The organism is Rhizobium sp. YJ-22 (genome assembly GCF_029601685.1).
Classification (GTDB): Bacteria; Pseudomonadota; Alphaproteobacteria; order Rhizobiales; family Rhizobiaceae; genus Metarhizobium.
Window position 1 is genome coordinate 15984 of record NZ_JARRIR010000015.1, and the last position, 20205, is coordinate 36188.

General features: G+C 60.7%; 18 protein-coding genes. 10 read left to right on the forward strand and 8 right to left on the reverse strand.

The genetic code is table 11. The annotated features are described in order from the left end of the window. Positions 1-7: 7 nt before the first annotated feature. The 8 genes from P7F60_RS25710 to P7F60_RS25745 all read right to left on the reverse strand — a co-directional run bounded on the left by P7F60_RS25710 (position 8) and on the right by P7F60_RS25745 (position 7831). The gene (locus P7F60_RS25710) at positions 8-1789 is read right to left on the reverse strand and encodes an alpha/beta fold hydrolase (RefSeq protein ID WP_064332054.1); all 1782 of its coding nucleotides are present in this window, start codon (positions 1787-1789) and stop codon (positions 8-10) included. Beyond that, positions 1789-2403, reverse strand: a complete 615-nt coding sequence (locus P7F60_RS25715) for a TetR/AcrR family transcriptional regulator (RefSeq protein WP_277920561.1) — start codon at positions 2401-2403, stop codon at positions 1789-1791. The genes P7F60_RS25710 and P7F60_RS25715 overlap by 1 nt, the downstream gene beginning before the upstream one ends. 440 nt (positions 2404-2843) lie before the next feature. Then, on the reverse strand, positions 2844-3071 hold the full coding sequence (locus tag P7F60_RS25720) for a hypothetical protein (protein ID WP_277920562.1): 228 nt from the start codon (positions 3069-3071) through the stop codon (positions 2844-2846). Positions 3072-3262: 191 nt separating this feature from the next. Beyond that, on the reverse strand, positions 3263-4285 hold the full coding sequence (locus tag P7F60_RS25725; protein ID WP_277920563.1) for an FUSC family protein: 1023 nt from the start codon (positions 4283-4285) through the stop codon (positions 3263-3265). A 9-nt stretch (positions 4286-4294) separates the two neighbouring features. Then, positions 4295-5464 (reverse strand): HlyD family secretion protein, encoded by a 1170-nt coding sequence (locus P7F60_RS25730; RefSeq protein ID WP_277920564.1) that lies wholly within the window; start codon positions 5462-5464, stop codon positions 4295-4297. Positions 5465-5502: 38 nt separating this feature from the next. Beyond that, the gene (gltS, locus tag P7F60_RS25735; RefSeq protein WP_277920565.1) at positions 5503-6702 is read right to left on the reverse strand and encodes a sodium/glutamate symporter; all 1200 of its coding nucleotides are present in this window, start codon (positions 6700-6702) and stop codon (positions 5503-5505) included. Beyond that, a complete protein-coding gene (locus tag P7F60_RS25740; RefSeq protein WP_142170067.1) occupies positions 6699-7178 on the reverse strand; it encodes a hypothetical protein in 480 nt (159 codons plus the stop codon). The genes gltS and P7F60_RS25740 overlap by 4 nt, the downstream gene beginning before the upstream one ends. Next, positions 7175-7831: a TetR/AcrR family transcriptional regulator gene (locus tag P7F60_RS25745; RefSeq protein WP_277920566.1), complete on the reverse strand. Its 657-nt coding sequence runs from the start codon at positions 7829-7831 to the stop codon at positions 7175-7177. Before P7F60_RS25745 ends, P7F60_RS25740 begins: the two co-directional genes overlap by 4 nt. A gap of 325 nt (positions 7832-8156) precedes the next feature. Here P7F60_RS25745 and P7F60_RS25750 point away from each other — a divergent pair, with 325 nt between their 5' ends. The 10 genes from P7F60_RS25750 (at position 8157) to argF (ending at position 20204) form a co-directional block, all read left to right on the forward strand. Further along, positions 8157-8675, forward strand: a complete 519-nt coding sequence (locus P7F60_RS25750; RefSeq protein ID WP_064332051.1) for an HdeD family acid-resistance protein — start codon at positions 8157-8159, stop codon at positions 8673-8675. 46 nt (positions 8676-8721) lie between these two features. After that, positions 8722-8964 carry a hypothetical protein gene (locus tag P7F60_RS25755; RefSeq protein ID WP_191856007.1) on the forward strand — a complete coding sequence of 81 codons (243 nt, stop codon included), beginning with the start codon at positions 8722-8724 and terminating at the stop codon, positions 8962-8964. Positions 8965-9396: 432 nt separating this feature from the next. After that, the gene (locus P7F60_RS25760) at positions 9397-10464 is read left to right on the forward strand and encodes an HlyD family efflux transporter periplasmic adaptor subunit (protein ID WP_277920567.1); all 1068 of its coding nucleotides are present in this window, start codon (positions 9397-9399) and stop codon (positions 10462-10464) included. Next, on the forward strand, positions 10461-13247 hold the full coding sequence (rbbA, locus tag P7F60_RS25765; RefSeq protein WP_277920568.1) for a ribosome-associated ATPase/putative transporter RbbA: 2787 nt from the start codon (positions 10461-10463) through the stop codon (positions 13245-13247). The genes P7F60_RS25760 and rbbA overlap by 4 nt, the downstream gene beginning before the upstream one ends. Before the next feature lie 3 nt (positions 13248-13250). Next, on the forward strand, positions 13251-14363 hold the full coding sequence (locus tag P7F60_RS25770) for an ABC transporter permease (protein ID WP_277920569.1): 1113 nt from the start codon (positions 13251-13253) through the stop codon (positions 14361-14363). A gap of 91 nt (positions 14364-14454) precedes the next feature. Beyond that, positions 14455-15495 (forward strand): alcohol dehydrogenase AdhP, encoded by a 1041-nt coding sequence (adhP, locus tag P7F60_RS25775; protein ID WP_277920570.1) that lies wholly within the window; start codon positions 14455-14457, stop codon positions 15493-15495. A gap of 33 nt (positions 15496-15528) precedes the next feature. Then, positions 15529-16179: a CBS domain-containing protein gene (locus tag P7F60_RS25780; RefSeq protein WP_191856005.1), complete on the forward strand. Its 651-nt coding sequence runs from the start codon at positions 15529-15531 to the stop codon at positions 16177-16179. A 339-nt stretch (positions 16180-16518) separates the two neighbouring features. Continuing rightward, positions 16519-17952 (forward strand): YfcC family protein, encoded by a 1434-nt coding sequence (locus tag P7F60_RS25785; RefSeq protein WP_142170060.1) that lies wholly within the window; start codon positions 16519-16521, stop codon positions 17950-17952. 11 nt (positions 17953-17963) lie between these two features. Further along, positions 17964-19190 carry an arginine deiminase gene (gene arcA / locus P7F60_RS25790; RefSeq protein WP_142170058.1) on the forward strand — a complete coding sequence of 409 codons (1227 nt, stop codon included), beginning with the start codon at positions 17964-17966 and terminating at the stop codon, positions 19188-19190. Positions 19191-19202: 12 nt separating this feature from the next. Further along, on the forward strand, positions 19203-20204 hold the full coding sequence (gene argF / locus P7F60_RS25795; RefSeq protein WP_142170056.1) for an ornithine carbamoyltransferase: 1002 nt from the start codon (positions 19203-19205) through the stop codon (positions 20202-20204). Position 20205 lies beyond the last annotated feature (1 nt).

Here is a 20205-nt window from a genome sequence, read left to right on the forward strand (position 1 = left end):
CGCACTCTCACTTCTGGAACACGTAGGCACCGGGCGCTTCTGCAATGGCAGGAAAACCCCTCTCGGCGGCACCAAGCTGAGGCGGGGCTACACGAACCTTGCCTGAATGTGTAGCCAGCCACGGCAGCCACGCCTCCCACCAGGAACCGCCCCTCTCCTCTGCCTCTGCTGCCCATTCGTCGGGTCCGAGGCAGATGTCGGCTGCCAGCCTGGTCGCGATGCGATAGCGGCGACCGCGATGGCCCGGCTCGCTGACAATGCCTGCGTTGTGCCCGCCGCTGGCGAGAACGAAGGTAACATCGGTATCGGCTAGCTGGTGGATCTTGTAGACCGATCTCCATGGCGCGACATGATCGCGTTCCGTTCCCACGACGAACATCGGCACGCGGATATTCTGCAGCGCCGCCGGACGGCCATCGATGATGAAGCGGCCGGATGCAAGCTCGTTGTCCAGGTAGAGACGCTGGAGGTATTCGGCATGCATGCGGTAAGGCATGCGCGTGGAATCGGCATTCCAGGCCATAAGGTCGTTCATCGGCGTGCGTTCGCCCATGAGATAGTCGTGGACCAGTCGCGACCAGACGAGGTCATTGCTCTTCAGGATTTGAAAGGCGCCGGCCATCTGGCTCGCCGACAGATAGCCCCGATCCCACATCATGCTTTCAAGAAAATGCATCTGGCTCGGATCGATGAACAGCGCCAGTTCGCCGGGTTCGGAAAAATCCGTCTGGGCTGCGAAAAGGGTGAGCGTTGCCAGCCTCCCGTCGCCGGCGCGCCCCATCGCAGCCGCCGCCATCGCGAGAAGCGTACCGCCTAGACAATAGCCAGTGGCGTGGATCTTGCTGTCGGGAACGATGGCGGCGATCACGTCGAGCGCGGCCATGACACCCAAACGGCGATAATCGTCCAGCGTCAGATCGCGATCGTCTGCCCCAGGGTTTCGCCAGGAAACGGCAAACACCGTGTGCCCCTGCCCGACCAGATAGCGTACCAGGGAGTTCTCCGGCGACAGGTCAAGGATGTAGTATTTCATGATCCAGGCCGGCACGATCAGCACCGGCTCCGCCACCACGGTGTTGGTCGTGGGGCTGTACTGGATCAGTTCGATCAGATGGTTTCGGAAGATGACCTTGCCGGGAGTGATCGCGACATCCCGGCCCGGTGCGAACCCTTCCGCACCGACGGGCGGGCGGCCGCCTGCAAGCCTGTTCACATCTTCGAACCAGTTCTGGAACCCCGAGAGGAAGTTTGCCCCTCCAGTGGTGATGGTTTTGTTGATCACCTCGGGATTAGTGAACGGGTTGTTGGAGGGCGAGAACATGTCGAGCACTTGCCGCGCGGCGAAGGAGACCACGTCCTCGTGGTGAGGAGCGACGCCCGGCACCTCCCGCGTCGCATTGTGCCACCACTGCTGGGCGAGCAGGAACGCCTGGGCATAGGCCGCAAAGGGGAGTCCCTTCCACGCCTCCCCGGTGAAGCGGTAGTCGCCCGGCAAGGACTCGATGCAGGATGGAGTGTCGTCACCGAGACTGGCGGCGCAGAGATAGCCCGACAGCCGGGCGCTTTTCCGCACCCCCTTGTCGATAAGCTCCAGACGCTTCCCCGGCGCCGAGGCCAGATGAATCGACCAGTCGAACAATGCTAGCGCCAGCGCCGCGGGCGAAAGCCCGCCGGTGATCCGCGCGCTCCAGGCTTCGCGCATCCGATCAATGGCGCGGAAGGCCTCCGTGCCGAGAGTATCGTGAGGGACATCTGCCGCCCTCATTCCTGACCTGCTCAAATCATTCATTATGTCTCCCGACTGATCGGCACGGTGGCCCTCATGGTCTGGCATTCCTTGTCTTCGTTCATGATGAACTCGACAATCTGGGAGACCAGAGCCATCAGTTCACGATCACTTCCGCTCTTCTGGAGGGCTGGTGTGCCGATGACGTCACGAAGAATACTGACCCCGGCCAGAAACGCGGCGACCATTGACGCGCGCCGCTCGGACATGAGCGGGCATTTGGAAGCGAACGGCTTGACGAACCCGTCGTCGATGAGCTCACGAAAAACACGCGATGCCTCTGGACTGGAAAAAGATCGCGCGAGGATGTCAAAAGGCCGGATTTCGTTGACACTTTTCTCGGCAAGGACGTCTTTCGCCAGCGTCATGTGCAATTCACTCGCCTCGCCGATGAGCCAGACCTCGGGACGGATCATCGCCTTGACAGCCTCCCGGAACAGCTTCTCCTTTGAACCGAAGGAACGATGAACGTAGGCCATGTCGACGCCGACATCGGCAGCAATGTCTCGCAACCCGGTTTCCTCGTAGGAGTATGTGGAGAAGCGAAGTATCGCGGCTTTCAGGATGCGCTCACGGACGGTGTCTTCCGGGGCGGGAACGATCAGTCGTTTAGGCATAATTTCTCCAAATAAACGGCTGCTTGGTTTATCGGCATAGCAAACGGCAGTCAACAGACGATGACTACCTATCGCCTAACGCTGCGATGTACTTTTCGTTTCACATTATTCACAAACTCGGAGAACTCGCACCGAATTACCGCTGTAGGGCGGCGCCTCTAACCACGATCCATATGTTCGAGCGCGGTCTCACGTCGCCGCTGAAGGATGGACCGAATCTTGTGTTCTCTTCCGACGAGAACCACCGAACGCCAGCAGCCGGCGAGGCCCAGTCAAATCAGCCCGCATCTACCTGTGTTTGGGCAGCCCGTGCTCCCCGGTTACGCCGGCCGGAGGCCGCCTCGGCCTCATGGCGGAACATTATCCACGAGGATTGACACGGCCAATCTCGCCAGTGGCGCATGCAGCACTGTCGGCGCGGACATCGATTCGCGCTCGGACTACAGCCATTCGGCGCAGGCAGTGATGTCGTCGCGCTTACCGACGCGGCCGACCCGGGTTTGCCCTGCCGCCCGGTCAACCATCCTGGCGCTGTCACAATAGCCGCCAGCCTCGAAGAACTCGGTGTCCGCGACAAAGCCCGGCGCGATGGCGTTGATGATGATGCGCCGAGATTCGGCTTGGCCGGCAAGGCGCGCGCATAGCCGTGCAGCGCCGCGTACGCCCATCTCAAGCCGGCGTTGACGATCGCTCGATCCCCGGCGCGTCGCATCGCCGGCACGACATGCTTCATGCCGAACAACTGTCTGGGTTGATTGGTGCGGTAGGCTATGAACCCATCGATCGGGCGTGGCCTGGTCGTACCCGATGACGAATTGGTCACGATGAATGGCGAGATGATGGCGAATCCTTGCTTCGTTTAGCGGCGCACAGGGCGTCGTTCCCACGCATCGAACAGGCTTTCGAGCGTCGCCGTCAGCAGCGCGGCGACGACGGTTCCTCCGAAAGTCAGCGCCAGGCGGGTCAGAGCGGCGTAGGAAGGTTCCTGCGTAGTCAGGGCGCCGACGATCAGTGACAGGGCAGCCGATGCGCTGAACTGGTAGACCATCGGCGGATGTCGTCCGACCATCATCATGGTGGCGAAATACAGCACCGTGAGAAACACCAGACCGACCAGCATGAAGAAATGGGCGTTCAGGGTCATCAGGAACAGGGCGACACCCGCCGCGGACGCACCTAGCACCGTCGCAAAGATCCGTTCCCGGGCCTCCGCAAACAACTGCTCACGTGTCGGGAAACACAGCACGAAGATTGCGGCGATCGCCATCATCATGTTTGACATATCGATGAAGCTGTAGAGCCAGAAGCTGAACCCGAGCAAGACGACAGCCCTGATCAGCGCCGATCGCACATGGTTACCCGGCGCGGGCTCATATTTGTCGATCATCTTCTCCCGCGTGGCCGGCGGCACGAAGAGATAGAGCACCGGAATGGCGATCAACGCGAGGACGCCCGCCTCGACCACTGAATCGCGCAACGCATCGAGCGCGGTTATGGAGTTCATACCCAGGATCGAGGCTAGGCCGACGGACACCAGGATCAGCATTCCCATCGGGTTGCCGGTACTCTGGATGAGATAGAACGCGACGAAATAGAGGCTGCCGACCGCGATCAGGAACGCCACCGGCCAAGACATGAGAAGGGTGAGCACGCCGCTTGCCAACCAAATCATCACGATGAGCGCCAGAGGACCTCCTATGGCTTTCTTCGGATCGAAGGCCTTGCGCATGCCGGCCATCAGGCCAAACGGCAGGGCCGCCATCAGCGCCGGCATAGAGGGCATGACAAAGGGTATCGCGCCCACCGAGATCACCGCAAGCAGCGCCATGCGCAAAGGAAAATTTGGGTCGTCGCGAAAGCTCGGCCGGGGCGAAACATACATGGCCCCACCTCAATACAGATAGGACAGAAGCGACTGGGCGCGGTGCAGGGCCATTGCGATCCACGCTGACGGATTGCTTTCGCCTGCGGCGTAGACCACGACGGTGGCCTTCGCGCCCACCCTGACGATGCGAGGCCATTCCGAAAGCGCTCGATCGAGTTCAATGCGCACGGGAAACCGGCGGGCCGGCTCGAACCAGCGCGTTTCCGGCTCGTTCTGCACCAAACCGCTGGATGCGGTCCGTCCGGTATCGATGCCCCAGCCGACGCTGTGTACGGTCCCGGTAAAAATCTGCCCCGGCAAGGCATCAAAAAGCAGGCCCACCTTGTTGCCCGGCTCGATATTGGCGAGCTGGTTCTCGCGCATATCGGCCGTGATCCACGCTCCCCTTCCGTCGATGAAGGTGAGGGCGGCTGAACCCGCGCTCACGTACTGGCCGATTGCGAGATCGAGATTGGTGACCACGCCGAGCGTCGGTGCGACCACCCGTGTGTAGATCAGGTCGAGTTGCGCCCTTTCCAGCTTGAGTTGCGCTGCCTTGATGCGCGGATTGCTCGCGCCCGCCACCCCCAATTCAGCTTCTGCGCTGGCCAGATCGGCCTCCGCCGCATCGACCTCCGCCTGCGCGACCCCGAGCTCCGCGCGAGATGCTTCCTCCTGCTGCCGTGCGGCGATGCCACGCTGGACGAGGCTTTGCGTCCTGGCGTTCGAGGTCGTTGCGTTTTCGAGTTTGGCCCTGGCCTGCGACACCTTGGCCTGTGCCGCGACCAGGGCCGCCGACGAGGCGTCGATCGACTGGGTCGCCTGCTCGAGTTCTACTTCCGCCTGCTGGACCGCGATCTCGAACTGGCGCGGATCGATCACGTAAAGAAGATCACCCTGCTGGACAATCGTATTGTCCTCAACGTGGACACTGATCACCGGCCCCGAGATGCGGGGCGCGATACGGGCAACGTAGCCGCTGACCGTGCCGCGGTCCGTATAGGGGGCGAGCTTGTCGGAAACGGTGTACCAGGCCACGAAGGCAACCATGAGCCCGATGACCAGCACGCCGATCCGGATTCCCGTCCTGGCCGGTCCTGCTTCGACGGGAGCGTCAGCCGGGGCTTCCGGGGCCATGTCGGCGGGCTTGTCCTCGGAAGTGCCTGTCGGCAGGTCATGTTGGTTCTTGTCATCCATTTTTTTCTCTTAGGGTTCGGACGAAACATAGCCCGGCGCTATTGGGCGAACATGGCGATGACGACCGCATTGACGAGGTCGATGAAGAAGCCGCAGACGAGCGGCACAATGATGAAGGCCCGATGCGCCGCACCATACTGCTGGGTGACGGCCGTCATGTTGGCGATGGCAGTGGCGGTGGACCCGAGCGTGATGCCGCCGAAGCTGGCCGATATCACGGCTGCTTCGTAATCGCGCCCCATGGCGGGAAAGACGATGAAAACCGTGTAGACGATCGTGAGCGCGACCTGCACGACCAGTGCGGCCACAACGAAGGTGAAGACGCCGCTCAACTGCCACAGCTGCAGGCCCATCAGAGCCATCGTCAGGAACAGCCCAAGAGTGAGGTCGGACAGAAGCGACAATCCTTGCCGTACGCCGGGCCAAACGCGGGTGATGGCGGCCCCGGCCGCCAGCGGCATCAGATTGCGGATTGCGATGCCGGCCAGCAGGCAACTGACGAAGGCGGGCAGCCTGAAGCCCGTCAGGGCGATCAGGGAGTCGAGCGCCATGCCGAGCATGACCGCCACATTGAGCGCCAGGATCGCCCAGAGCAGGCAGAAATAGTCCATTTTCGGCTCCGGCTCCTCATGGGCGGCGCCGATGTCAAGATCTGCATCGCCCGAGGTGACGATCCGGTTACGTCGGATCAATAGGGCCGCCATGGGGCCGCCGATCACGCACGCGGCGATCAGCCCGACCGTGTTGCTCGCGATGCCGAGTTCCATTGCGTTGGCGATCCCGAGGTCGCCGACGAAGATCGGCGCCCAGGCGACCGTGGTGCCCACGCCGCCCGTGAGCGAGACGGACCCGACCATCAGGCCGGCCTTCGGGTCAAGCCCGAACAATGCGGCGATCCCCATGCCCGTGGCGTTCTGGATGAGCATAAACGTCGTTGCAAGCGCGAGAAGCACGACAAGCGGCCTGCCGCCCTGCAAGAGAGTGGCAGCATCCGACTTAAGGCCGATGCTGGCAAAGAACAGCAGCAGAAGGTAGTCCCGCATGCCGAGTTCGAACTGGATTCTCCAGCCCGCAATCCAGTAGGCCAGAGCCACCAGCGAGGCGCACAAAATGCCGCCGACGACAGGCTCCGGTATCGAGTACTTTCGCAGCACCGCGATGTTCATCGTCAAGATCTTGCCCACGATGAGGAGCAGGACCGCAATTGTGAAAGACAGAAAGGGGCTAACTTGAATCATCTTATTGGGCGAACTTCCATTGAATGATTTCTGGCGGGACCATCCCGGAGCGCGCGCAGACAGCCCATTCCAGTGGTGGGCTTTCGATTCCATGCGTTTGCAGAGGGGGCTCGGATCATCGGCTTACCTCCGATCCGCGGGTCACCTGCCGCCCGTCCAAGCCTTTCAACCTGCACGCCGTAGCTTTGCCGCATGGTCGGTTCGAAAACAGCGATCGGCGCACTGACGGCCACGCTCGCCGCTACGCCGGAGGTCTTCGCCGCTTGCATCGCCACTGCCCCGATGCGGTCTCCTGGACCGACGTCGGCGTCGATGATCGCCTGTCCCGTCGCCGCCCCCAGCACGCCCGCCTGCGTCGCGCCTTCAAGCGTGGCTCTGTTCGGAACTAGTGTGCCCTGAGGTCGGGAAGCGCAGTCCGAAACGAGCAGCCAGCGTGTCATTGCGCGGCATTTGCCGATTGTGTGGATGCCACTCATGGTTCCACCTCTATTCCTCGGACGAAGATATCAATGGTGCGTTCGAGGGCAGCCCGGTCTATCCCCGCGACTCCCGGCGGCGTCCGTTGAAGAACGGCCTGCCGCAGATGCGGTATCACCGTGATGGACAGGAATATCTCCGCATCACGGGCCAGACCGGATTCACTTGCCCCGTAGTCGCGCAGCACGGCCAGTACCTCCTCGCGGATCGGCGGCATTCCATACTGGCCGATGAGACCCGCCAACTGCGGGAACTGCCACGACTCGCCAACAACAACTCTTTCCAGAGAAATAATGAGCGGATCCGTCGCAACTTCGAGAATGCGCAACGACAAGGTCAGCAGCTTGTCCCGCAGCGTATCGCCCGACAACTGTCCCGTAACAATCTTCGACAGGCCTATGTTTACAACATCGAGGACCATCGCTTCGAAAAGTGCGGCCTTGCCTCGATGGCGCGAATAAAGTGTCCGCTTGGAGATTCCGATATCCGCAGCGATCGCGTCCATGCTCGTCTGCGCAAACCCGTCGCGCAGGAAAAGCTTGCGCGCAGCCGCCATGATCCGGGCCGATATCAGTTCAGACTCCGCCGGTGTCGGCCGTCCGCCATGGTGGCTCGCCACACGCGCGTGATTGATCTTGTCGGTCCGCGTCATTGAAGCGCTTTCTGCAACGTTGCCTTATGAACGGAGGGGCTTGCGGGCAAAGTCGGCCCTTTCTGACGTCACAGGGATTGGCAGGGAATGCCCCCGGTGACGGAACACTCCTTCAGTTGGCGTTCCTTGACGAGTTGGCTTGTTAAACGATACGGTGTCGTTTACTCTGTTTAGCGGGGAATCTCAACCGGTTTGCATCTAGGGTTTTAGGGTGGGGTGCGGCGACCGCGAATCGCTCTGCGCTGCACAGACATAAGGAGAGCTGCATGGCAGCATTGAACTCATTAAAGCTCACTCGGGACGATCTCGAACGTCTGCGATCGAGATGGGGGTGCTGGTCGGCGCAGGCATCGCCCTTGCGGCAGTTGGAGTACTGGCTCTCGCCAATGTCCTTATGGCCACTGTGGCGTCAGTTTTCTTCGTCGGTGCGATGATGCTCGTCGGAGGCTCCGTGCAGGTCATCTGCGCCTTCAACGTCAAAGGTTGGAGACAGTTCGCCGGCTGGCTGCTGATCGGTGCCTTTTACATCGTCGCCGGTCTGTTCGCATTTGCCAACCCGCTTTTCGCCTCGACGATCCTGACGCTGCTTTTTTCTCTGAGCATCATCACGGCGGGCGCTATGCGTATCGTTACCGGCTTTGCGTTGCGACCCGCGCAAGGATGGGGCTGGCTCGTGCTGGCGGGTATTATTGCATTCGTCGCCGGGGCGATCGTTATTGCCGGATGGCCTGTCAACAGCCTGTGGCTGATCGGGGCGCTGCTGGCGTTCGATCTCCTTTTCAACGGCTTGGCCATGATCATTTTTGCCTTTGCGCTGAGACGGCGACCACAGTCACCCGCTTGAGTTTCTTTTGCCACCTTTTGGGAGGGCGCGTGCCATGGAGACGGGAATGCACGACCGCATTAGGCCGGGCCTCGCCCTCCCGACCGACAGCCGCTCACGCTCGCGTGTCGGCGGCGCCTTGCTGGTCCTCGTCGTCGTGTCGGTATCGATCTGGACGATGCTGGCGATCTGGCATCAGGTTGAGCCACCAGTCACCTGGCCATCCCTCGCCGCCGCGGCGGCGGCGCTCGCAATCCTACGCCCGAACCATCCGCTCAAGACAAATCGGCGTCCACCGTTGACATTTTAGTCATCGAGTGATGATATGCTCGCGATTTCAAGACAAGCGTTGATGAGGCTGGGGCAAATAGCAGTTCTTCACGCAAACACTCTGGTGAACCATGAAGAACGTGCAAAAAAACCCGTCTACGGCGAGCTTTCTATTAGGTTTGAATCTCGAGACCACAAGGCAGATTAGTTGCAAGCCGTGCGAAGGCAGCAGATCGCTGCGACGACTCATTCTCGCCCGACTTCCTCGCTCTCTCGATTATCGCGCGCAATCAACCACTCGTTCGCAACCGGGGAGGGAAGCGGGACCGTCTCGTATTTGCCCGAGCGCGGCTTTCCGTGACCAACACAGGCTCTTTTCCATGGCAATGACATTTCGCATGATGACCTCAGATAATCTCCATAGCCATCCGCGGTACGCTCGTGCGGCCGCTCCGCGAGGGGAGGTCCGCGCATGAAATCTCTCAAGAACTGGATTGTCGCGATCGTCGTCCTTGCCGGCGTCGCCGGCGCTTATTACGGCTTGCGCATTTATGACGGATCCGGGCTTCCGGCCGGGATCGCCGGCGGAAACGGTAGGATCGAGGCCACCGAAATCGACATTTCCACGAAGACCCCCGGACGCATCAAGGAGATTTTGGTCGACGAAGGCGCGTTCGTCAGCGCCGGCCAGGTGCTGGCCATCATGGATACCCAGCAACTGGAAGCGCAGAAAAAACAGGCCGAAGCCTCGCTGCAGCGCGCCGTCATCAGCGTCGATACGGCAAGAAGCCTTCTGTCCCAGCGCGAGGCGGAGCGTGAAGCTGCCGCTGCTGTGATCGGCCAGCACGAAGCCGAACAGGATGCTGCGGAGCGGAAACTCGCACGCACCGAGCAACTGATCAGAACCAATACGACATCCCTGCAAACACTTGACGATGACCGGGCATCGGCACAGAGAGCACGGGCAGCCGTCGCGGCCGCGAAGGCGTCGCTTTCCGCGTCCGAGGCCGCCATCGGCGCCGCCAAGGCCCAGATCATCGATGCGGAGGCCTCCGTCGTGGCTGCGCAGGCGGCCATCGAAAGCATCGTTGCGGATATCAATGACAGCACGCTGAGATCACCCCGCGAAGGGCGCGTACAGTACCGCGTTGCCCAGCCTGGCGAAGTGCTGTCGTCTGGTGGCCGCGTCCTCAATATCGTCGATCTCAGCGACGTTTACATGACGTTCTTCCTGCCGACCGAACAGGCGGGCCGCATTCAGATGGGATCCGAGGTTCGTCTGGTTCTCGACGCCGCCCCTCAATACGTCATCCCCGCTACGGCAAGCTTCGTGGCGGACGTCGCACAATTCACACCCAAGACAGTCGAGACTGAGGAGGAACGCCAGAAGCTGATGTTCCGCATCAGGGCGAAAATATCGCCTGAACTGCTGCGCGAGCATATTCAGTACGTCAAGACAGGGCTCCCCGGGATGGCCTATGTCCGCATTGCGCAGGATGCCGAATGGCCTGCGCACCTCACCGAGGCATTGGTGAAATGAGCCAACTGTCGCCAGGCGGGAACGACGCGCAGGAGCCCTCTGCCGCGGTCGTAAGAATCGACGATGTCAGCCTGTCTTACGGCAAGACGCGCGCGCTTGATGCTGTTAGCCTCGACATTCCCGCCGGCATCATGGTCGGGCTGATCGGTCCCGACGGCGTCGGAAAATCCAGTCTGCTCAGCCTCATTGCGGGCGCGCACAAGGTTCAGGACGGCCATATTGAGGTTCTGGGCGGCGACATCGCCGACAAGAAGCACCGCGACCGGACCTGCCCGCAGATCGCTTACATGCCCCAGGGTCTCGGAAAAAACCTCTACCCGACGCTGTCGGTGTTCGAGAATATAGAATTTTTCGCGCGCCTGTTCGGCCAGGACAAGCGTGAGCGTGAGATCCGCATCGACGACCTGCTCCGGCGCACCGGGTTAGCCCCCTTCCCCGATCGCCCGGCCGGCAAATTGTCGGGCGGCATGAAGCAGAAGGTCGGACTTTGCTGCGCCCTGATCCATGACCCGGATTTGCTGATCCTCGACGAACCGACGACAGGCGTGGATCCCCTGTCACGCAGGCAGTTCTGGGAGCTGATCGACGATATCCACCGCGACCGCCCGTCGATGAGCGTGGTCGTCGCGACCGCTTACATGGAGGAGGCGCAGCGCTTCGACTGGCTGGTTGCCATGGATGACGGCAAGATCCTTGCGACCGGCACGCCGCAGGAACTGCTCGCGCGCACCGGAGCGGCCAACCTCGATGCCGCCTTTGTCGCCCTGCTTCCGGATGAACGACGCTCCGGTCACCACGAGGTGGTCATACCGCCGAGATCCGATGACGGGCGGACGGACTATGCCATCGAAGCCGAACACCTGACCATGCGGTTCGGCGACTTCACCGCCGTCGACAATGTCAGCTTCCAGATCCCCCGCGGCGAAATCTTCGGCTTTCTTGGCTCGAACGGCTGCGGCAAGACCACGACCATGAAGATGCTTACGGGCCTCCTGCCGGCGACCGAAGGAACCGCAAAACTGTTCGGCAACGAGGTCGATCCGAAAGATATCGAGGTCAGACGGAAGGTCGGTTATATGAGCCAGGCCTTCTCGCTCTACACCGAGCTTACGGTCCGCCAGAACCTCGACTTGCACGCCAGGCTGTTCAGCCTGCCGCCCGATAAAATCCCGGCGCGCATTACGGACATGGCCGAGCGCTTCGACCTCAATGAGATCATGGATACTTTGCCGGATGCGCTGCCGCTCGGCATCCGGCAGAGATTGTCGCTCGCCGTGGCGATGATCCACGCGCCCGACATTCTGATCCTGGACGAACCCACATCGGGCGTCGATCCGGTGGCGCGCGACGGGTTCTGGCAGATACTCTCCGACCTGTCGCGCAAGGATGGCGTGACGATCTTCGTTTCGACCCATTTCATGAACGAAGCAGAGCTTTGCGACCGTATCTCGCTTATGCATGCCGGCAAGGTGCTCGTCAGCGACACGCCACGCGCCATCATCGAGAAGCGCTCAGCCGAAACGCTGGAGGAAGCCTTCATTTCCTATTTGGAGGAGGCCATCGGCGACAAGGCTTCACCTGCGCCCGCCCCAATCACGCAGCGTGAAGAGGCGGATGAAGCCGCCGCGCCCCCGCCGGCTTCATCCGCTAGTTCGACTTTCAACCTGCGCCGTATGCTCGCCTATACACGGCGGGAATCGCTCGAACTGCGCCGGGACCCGATCCGCGCGACGCTCGCCATTCTTGGCAGCGTCATTTTGATGTTCGTCGTGGGTTTCGGCATCAATATGGATATCGAGAACCTGTCCTTTGCCGTGCTCGACCGGGACGACACGACGATCAGCCGCGACTACACGCTTCAGATCGCCGGATCCCGCTATTTCACGGAGAAGGCGCCGATCGTCGATTACAACGACCTCGACCGACGCATGCGCGACGGCGAACTCAGCCTCGCACTGGAAATCCCGCCAGGCTTCGGGCGCAATGTCGCGCGCGGCACCAAGGTCGAAATCGGCGCCTGGATCGACGGCGCAATGCCTTCGCGGGCCGAGACGGTGCGGGGCTATGTGCAAGGCATGCATCAGACATGGCTCACCCAGAAAGCGCGCGAACTCTATGGCGACGCGGCAACGACCGGCACCTTCGAGATCGCCCTTCGATACCGCTACAATCCGAGCGTCGAGAGCCTCAAGGCCATGGTGCCAGCCGTCATCCCGATGCTGTTGATGATGATCCCCGCCATGCTCGCCGTTCTGAGTGTCGTGCGCGAAAAGGAACTCGGCTCTATCATCAATTTCTACGTGACACCCGTCACTCGGGTGGAGTTTCTCCTCGGCAAGCAATTGCCTTACATCGCGCTTGCCATGCTCAACTTCTTCATGTTGACGGCCTTCGCGATATTCGTGTTCCAGGTGCCGGTGACAGGCAGCTTCCTGACGCTGACCGGTGCTGCACTTCTCTACGTCACGGCGGCGACCGGGCTGGGACTTCTCACTTCCACCTTCATGAGCAGCCAGATCGCTGCGATCTTCGGGACCGCGCTGATCACACTCATTCCGGCCGTCCAGTATTCCGGAATGATCGATCCGGTCTCCTCGCTGGAGGGGGTGGGCGCATTTATCGGACAAATCTATCCGGCGACCTACTTCGTCACGATCGCACGCGGTACCTTCTCCAAGGCACTCGAATTCAAGGATCTTGCTACGTCGTTCATCCCGCTCCTGATCGCTGTCCCGGTTCTTCTCGCCAGCAGCGCGGCGCTCCTCAAGAAACAGGCGGGGTGATCCATGCGCTTGGCCAACATCGCCCAACTCGGCATCAAGGAGCTGCGCGGTCTCGCCCGGGACCCAATGCTTGTCGTCCTCATCCTCTATGCCTTCACCCTGTCGATCTACACGGCTTCGACGTCGATGCCTGAGACGCTCAACAAGGCAGCCATTGCTGTCGTCGACGAAGACCAGTCTCCCGTCTCCTCCCGCATCCTGACCGCGTTTTACCCGCCTTATTTCTCTATCCCCAAGGTCATTTCCCAGCATGAGATGGACAGTCGCATGGATGCGGGGCTCGACACTTTCGCCCTCGACATTCCGCCGAATTTCCAGCGTGATCTGCTTGCCGGTCGAACGCCTACGATCCAGCTCAATGTCGACGCCACCCGCATGTCGCAGGCCTTCAGCGGCGGCGGCTATATCCAGTCCATCGTCTCCAGCGAAGTCAGCGAATATCTCAACCGCTACCGGGGAACCACCGAGGTTCCTGTGGATCTCGCTCTGCGTTCCCGCTTCAACCAGGAGCTCAACAAGGGTTGGTTCGGCGCCATTTCCAATGTGATCTCATCGATCACGATGCTTTCGATCGTGCTCACGGGTGCGGCTCTCATACGTGAACGCGAGCATGGCACCATCGAGCATCTTCTCGTGATGCCGGTGACGCCGACCGAGATCATGCTGAGCAAGATCTGGTCGATGGGGCTCGTCGTGCTTGTTGCCTCTGCCATCTCGATCGTGTTCGTCGTGCAAGGGGTTCTTCAGGTGCCGATCCAGGGCTCCGTCGGCCTTTTTCTGGCAGGTGCGGCGCTACAGCTCATCGCCACCACGTGCATGGGAATTTTCCTCGCCACCATCGCGGGCTCGATGCCGCAGTTCGGGCTGCTGTTGATGCTGGTTCTGCTTCCGCTTCAGGTTCTGTCGGGTGGCGTCACTCCACGCGAAAGCATGCCGCAGATCATTCAGGACATCATGCTCGCAGCGCCAAACACCCACTTCGTGATCCTTGCGCAATCGATCCTGTTTCGCGGTGCGGGCCTCGATGTGGTGTGGCCACAGCTGCTGGCTCTCGTGCTTATCGGCGCAGCGCTCTTTGTCTTTGCGCTACGCCGCTTCCGGACCTTCCTGCAATAGGCGAGCGCGGGCCGCGATGATCCGCAAGGCGTCATCAAGGTCACCCGGTTGAAAGACAAAAGCGGTTTATTCGAACAGGAGGTTGTCAGTCATGCAAGGACTTATGAAAGCTGCGATTGTTCATGAATTTGGAAAGCCGCTGATAATCGAGAACGTTCCGATACCCGTGCCCGGCCCGGGCGAAGTGCTGGTGAAAGTGGCCGCCTGTGGCGTGTGCCACACCGATCTGCATGCCGCCTCCGGCGACTGGCCGGTCAAGCCATCCGTGCCCTTCATTCCCGGCCATGAGGTAGCAGGCACCGTCGCGGCCCTCGGTCCAGGTGTCACGGACTTTGCAATCGGCGATGCCGTCGGCATCGCATGGCTCCATGACGCCTGCATGCGGTGCGAACATTGCGAAACCGGCTGGGAGACGCTTTGCGAGCATCAACACAATACGGGCTACAGCTGCGATGGAGGCTTTGCGGAATACGCGATCGCCAATGCTGCATTCGCTGCAAGACTGCCTGACGACGTTGATTTCACGGCGGTCGCGCCTATTCTCTGCGCCGGCGTCACGACTTACAAAGGGCTCAAGGAAACGGAAGTGCGACCCGGGCAATGGGTCGCCATCTCCGGCATCGGCGGCCTAGGCCAGGTGGCCATCCAATACGCCAAAGCAATGGGATTGAAGGTCATTGCACTGGATGTCACACCTGAGAAGCTGGCTTTGGCAAGGCGGACTGGGGCAGATGTCGCTCTCGACGCGCGGTCCCCGGACGCCATCGCCGAGGCCCTCGAAGCAACAGGCGGCGGAGCACATGGAGTGCTCGTCACCGCGGTATCGCCTCCGGCGTTCTCGCAGGCGCTCCAGCTCGTTCGACGAAAAGGCACCGTTGCTTTGGTCGGATTGCCGCCAGGCGAATTCGCGACGCCTATTTTCGATGTCGTCCTGAAGCGCATAACCGTGCGGGGCTCAATCGTCGGCACGCGTCGGGATCTTGACGAGGCCATCGCCTTTTTTGCCGAAGGCAAAGTCAAGGCTCAGGTCACGCCGGCGCCGCTTGAGGACATCAACCGGATTTTTGAGGAGCTCAAAGCTGGCCGTGTCGAGGGCCGCGTCGTGCTCGACATGTCAAGCAAAGCCGCCTGATCGGATCGAGGCCGCGTTTCAAAAGGGATGCGCATGATTACGTCTGACATCATGACCCGCGACGTCGCAACGATCAGTGTGGATGCTCATGTGCGTCACGCTGTTTCCGTGATGCTGGAGCGCGGCGTCAGCGGTCTGCCGGTAACCGGTAGCGAGGGAAATCTCGTCGGGATTATCACCGAAGGCGATCTGATGGGTCGAAAGGAAATCGGGAAGTCTTTGCTCGGCCGGCAGGTTCATCCGATGACCAATGAGCAAGATCTCAAAAACTATATCCGATCCAACAGCTGGCGCGTTGGTGACGTCATGACGGCGGAGGTTATTACGGTCGCCCCTTCCACACCGTTGGCGACGGTGGCCGAGACCATGCTGAGCCGCAACATCAAGCGTATTCCGGTAACGTCCGACCGCGCGGTTATCGGGATCGTCAGCCGCCGCGACCTTTTAAAGGCGACCTCCTTTTCGGGTATCGAACACATTGCGCGTGGAGACGAAGGTATCAGGCTTGCAGCTTCGGCGCGTATCCGCAATGACCTCGGATTTGATCCAGTCAGGCTGAACATCGACGTGCGCGACGGGACAGTTGCGGTCGCCGGAGCGGATTTGACGGAGTTCCAGTTCAGGGCGGTGCAATGTGTTGTTGAGGGCATACCCGGGGCAAGCTTTCTCAAGCAAAGGACTTGATATTGCTTTCGCATAAATAAAAGTGATTAGTATTTAGATTTGAAGTTCGGTCCTGAAATGCAGGTGCTCGAATTGATGGACGGTAACGGTAACGCCAGCGCTTGAGCGTCCCTCGCAACGTTAGCGACGATTTCGACCATAGTAATCAAGGCTTGGAACGGCGCGATCACACCCAAAATGCGCCTGCATTAGTCATCAGCCGTTGACTCAGATCAATTCCTCAGCCTAAAAAACGAGCAACGGTCGTTTTTCTTCGCCTGCACCTAGAGGCTTTCTCCGTTCCGAGCAAGTCGTAGCCGCCCGCGAAGCTTGAATATCGACCGTTTCTCGGAGGGGTTCATGAGCGAGATTTCTGAAGCATCGAAGGAACGTCAGTTCCGGTTTCCAACCGCATTCACGATCCTGTTCGGCCTGATCATTCTGGTCGCAGCACTCACATGGATCATACCAGCCGGGCAGTACGATCGCGTCCAGAACGCTGCCCTGAACAAGCATGTGCCGGTTGCAGGCACATATGCTGTGACCGAGCCGGCGCCCCAGGGGATACTCGACATCATCATGGCGCCGATCCGGGGGTTCTACGACCCCGCAGCCGGCACCGCAAACGCCATCGATGTTGCTCTTTTCGTCTTGGTGATTGGCGGGTTCATCGGGGTCGTCACCTCGACAGGCGCGATAAATGCCGGAATCGAGCGCGCTATGGCCAAGCTCAAGGGACGGGAAAAGTGGATGATCCCGTTCCTGATGGCGCTGTTTGCCTTCGGCGGCACCACCTATGGAATGGCCGAAGAAACGCTCGCTTTCTATATGCTGCTGATCCCGATTATGATCGCCGCGCGATATGACGCGGTTACCGCCGTCGCCATCATCCTCCTTGGAGCAGGCGTTGGTGTCCTGGGGTCCACGGTCAACGCATTTGCCACCGTTATCGCCTCTGACGCGGCCGGCGTGCCGTTCACGCAAGGCCTGGTCTTGCGCGTCGTCATTCTCGGGCTGACCTGGCTCGCCTGCGTTGCCTACGTCATGCGCTATGCGGAACGGGTTCGGCTCGATCCGAGCAAATCGCTCGTCTACGACATGAAAGCCGACAACGAGAAGCTTTTCCTCAGCGCTCATCACGAGGGGACGATCGACTTCACCCTGGTACACAAGGTCGTGCTTGCAGTCTTCGGCATCACCTTCGTGGTGATGATCTGGGGTGTGCTCAAGGGCGGCTGGTGGATGGGCGAGATGAGCGGTCTCTTCCTCGCCTCCGCCATTGTCATAGGCGTCATTGCGCGAACGGGTGAGAAGAACTTCACGGATGCCTTCGTTAACGGAGCACGCGATTTGCTTGGCGTTGCCCTGATCATCGGCTTGGCTCGCGGTATCGTCGTCATCATGGATGCCGGCAAGGTCACCGATACGATCCTGCACTGGGCAGAGGTCTCAGTTGCCGGGCTGGGCAAAGTCGCCTTCATCAACGTGATGTACTGGCTCCAGATCCTGTTGTCGTTCTTCGTGCCGTCGTCGTCGGGTCTTGCGGTCCTGTCGATGCCGATCATGGCCCCGGTCGCCGATTTTGCCGGCGTGGGCCGCGATCTGGTCGTCACTGCCTATCAGTCGGCGAATGGCATCGTGAATCTCATTAATCCGACCTTCGCCGTGGTCATGGGTGCGCTCGCCATAGGTCGCATCCCATACGAACGGTGGCTGCGCTTCATGTGGCCGCTTCTCGTGATCCTCACCGTCATCATCATGGCGAGCCTCAGCATCGCCGCCATCATCGTCTGAAGGAGATTGTCATGCCCCACGCCTACGGAGTCCATTCCGAGGTCGGCAAGCTTCGGCGCGTTCTGGTCCATCGACCTGGGGCAGCGCTTGCCCGACTCACCCCGTCGAATTGCCACGAACTGCTCTTCGACGACGTCATCTGGGTCAAGCAGGCCCGCGTCGAGCATCTGACCTTCGTGGACGCCATGCGCCATCGCGGCGTCGAGGTCGTGTTTCTGCGCGAGATGCTGGTAGAAACGCTACAGATTCCCGAGGCTCGCCGCTGGCTTCTTGAACGGCGGGTCAATGACGACACGGTTGGCGTCGGCTTCGCCGATGATCTCAGGGCGCATCTGATGGAGATCGAGGCGGACGCCCTTTCCCTGATCCTGCTGGGCGGACTGAGCAAGACGGAGTTACCGATCAAAAGCGCCGGCCTTCTCGCGGAAACGCTGCGGCCGGAGGATTTTGTCCTGCCGCCGCTTCCCAATCACCTCTTTACCCGTGACACGACCTGCTGGATCTATGGCGGCGTCACGCTCAATCCGATGCGCTGGAACGCGCGCAAGCTCGAGACCGTCAACATCGCCGCCATCTATCGCTTCCACCCGGATTTCCGCGACACGGGCTTCCCGGTCTGGTGGGGCGATCCCGACAAGGACCACGGCCTTGCCACTCTAGAGGGGGGCGACGTCATGCCGATCGGCAACGGAACGGTTCTTGTGGGCATGGGCGAGCGGACGACACCACAGGCCGTCGGTCAGCTCGCGCGGTCGCTGTTCGCACAGGGCGGCGCGGAAAGAGTGATCGCCTGCAAACTGCCTGTCGAGCGCGCCTCCATGCACCTCGACACCGTCTTCAGCTTCTGCGACCGCGATCTCGTGACGCTTTTTGCGGATGTCGCCCACAAGATCGAGCCCTATTCCATTCGTCCGGGCGAGCGCGAAGGCACGATCGATGCACGCAAGGAAGAGCGGCCGCTCGTAGAGGTCGCGGCCGAGGTGCTGGGGCTGAAGCAGTTGCGCGTGGTCGAGACGGGCGGCGATGCCTATGTCGCTGAACGCGAGCAATGGGATGACGGCAACAACGTCGTGGCGCTCGAGCCTGGCGTCGTCGTCGCCTACGACCGCAACACCTATACGAACACGCAGCTTCGCAAGGCAGGCGTAGAGGTCATCACCGTGCCGGGCGCCGAACTCGGCCGCGGTAGGGGTGGCGGTCATTGCATGACGTGCCCCCTCATCCGGGATCCGGTTTAAAGGAGGTCTATCATGCCCGTTAACCTGAGAGGTCGCAGTGTCCTGAAGCTGCTCGATTTCACGTCGGACGAGATCCGTTTCCTGCTCAAACTGTCAGCTTCGCTCAAGCAGGCGAAATATGGCGGCTACGAGGAGCAACGCCTGAAAGGCAAAAACGTCGCGCTGATCTTCGAGAAGGATTCGACGCGCACACGCACGGGTTTCGAGGTGGCCGCCTATGACCAGGGCGCCCACGTTACCTATCTCGGGCCAACCGGCACCCAAATCGGCAAGAAGGAGTCGATGAAGGATACCGCCCGCGTTCTCGGGCGGATGTATGACGGCATCGAGTATCGCGGCTTCGGACAGGAACAGGCGGAAACCTTGGCGGCCTATGCCGGCGTTCCGGTCTACAACGGACTGACCGACGAGTTCCATCCGACGCAGATTCTCGCCGATTTCCTGACTATGCGGGAATACACGCGCAAGCACCTGTCGCAGGTGAATTTCGCCTTCCTCGGTGACGCCGGAAACAACATGGGCAACTCGCTGCTGGCAGGCGCCGCGCAGATCGGCATGGATGTGCGCCTCGGCGCGCCGAAGGCGTGCTGGCCCGAAGAGGATCTCGTGCGGAAATGCCGGGAGATCGCAGCCAGGACGGGCGCGAAGATCACGCTGACCGAAGATGCTGCCGAAGCGGTAAAGGGCTGCGACTTTGTCTATACCGACGTCTGGGTGTCGATGGGGGAGCCGGATTCGGTCTGGAAGGAACGCATTGAACTGCTCACACCCTATCGTGTCACCGCTGACATCATGGCGGCGACGGGCAATCCGCATGCGAAATTCATGCACTGCCTACCCGCGTTCCACAATCGCGAGACCGAGATCGGCGAGAAGATCTTCCAGCAATACGGCATCGACAGCATGGAAGTGACCGAAGAGGTCTTCGAGTCCGAAGCGTCCATCGTCTTCGACCAGGCGGAAAACCGAATGCACACGATCAAGGCCCTGCTGGTCGCAACCTTGGGGTCGTGAC

Bases quoted from the DNA above. Each gene is read 5' to 3' on its own strand.
- P7F60_RS25760 (WP_277920567.1), top strand. From the start codon at position 9,397: ATGAAATCTCTCAAGAACTGGATTGTCGCGATCGTCGTCCTTGCCGGC.
- P7F60_RS25715 (WP_277920561.1), bottom strand. From the start codon at position 2,403: ATGCCTAAACGACTGATCGTTCCCGCCCCGGAAGACACCGTCCGTGAG.
- P7F60_RS25725 (WP_277920563.1), bottom strand. From the start codon at position 4,285: ATGTATGTTTCGCCCCGGCCGAGCTTTCGCGACGACCCAAATTTTCCT.
- arcA (WP_142170058.1), top strand. From the start codon at position 17,964: ATGCCCCACGCCTACGGAGTCCATTCCGAGGTCGGCAAGCTTCGGCGC.
- gltS (WP_277920565.1), bottom strand. From the start codon at position 6,702: ATGATTCAAGTTAGCCCCTTTCTGTCTTTCACAATTGCGGTCCTGCTC.
- P7F60_RS25785 (WP_142170060.1), top strand. From the start codon at position 16,519: ATGAGCGAGATTTCTGAAGCATCGAAGGAACGTCAGTTCCGGTTTCCA.
- P7F60_RS25730 (WP_277920564.1), bottom strand. From the start codon at position 5,464: ATGGATGACAAGAACCAACATGACCTGCCGACAGGCACTTCCGAGGAC.
- P7F60_RS25755 (WP_191856007.1), top strand. From the start codon at position 8,722: ATGCACGACCGCATTAGGCCGGGCCTCGCCCTCCCGACCGACAGCCGC.
- P7F60_RS25780 (WP_191856005.1), top strand. From the start codon at position 15,529: ATGATTACGTCTGACATCATGACCCGCGACGTCGCAACGATCAGTGTG.
- P7F60_RS25745 (WP_277920566.1), bottom strand. From the start codon at position 7,831: ATGACGCGGACCGACAAGATCAATCACGCGCGTGTGGCGAGCCACCAT.
- P7F60_RS25720 (WP_277920562.1), bottom strand. From the start codon at position 3,071: ATGGGCGTACGCGGCGCTGCACGGCTATGCGCGCGCCTTGCCGGCCAA.
- adhP (WP_277920570.1), top strand. From the start codon at position 14,455: ATGCAAGGACTTATGAAAGCTGCGATTGTTCATGAATTTGGAAAGCCG.
- P7F60_RS25710 (WP_064332054.1), bottom strand. From the start codon at position 1,789: ATGAATGATTTGAGCAGGTCAGGAATGAGGGCGGCAGATGTCCCTCAC.
- rbbA (WP_277920568.1), top strand. From the start codon at position 10,461: ATGAGCCAACTGTCGCCAGGCGGGAACGACGCGCAGGAGCCCTCTGCC.
- P7F60_RS25770 (WP_277920569.1), top strand. From the start codon at position 13,251: ATGCGCTTGGCCAACATCGCCCAACTCGGCATCAAGGAGCTGCGCGGT.
- P7F60_RS25750 (WP_064332051.1), top strand. From the start codon at position 8,157: ATGGGGGTGCTGGTCGGCGCAGGCATCGCCCTTGCGGCAGTTGGAGTA.
- argF (WP_142170056.1), top strand. From the start codon at position 19,203: ATGCCCGTTAACCTGAGAGGTCGCAGTGTCCTGAAGCTGCTCGATTTC.
- P7F60_RS25740 (WP_142170067.1), bottom strand. From the start codon at position 7,178: ATGAGTGGCATCCACACAATCGGCAAATGCCGCGCAATGACACGCTGG.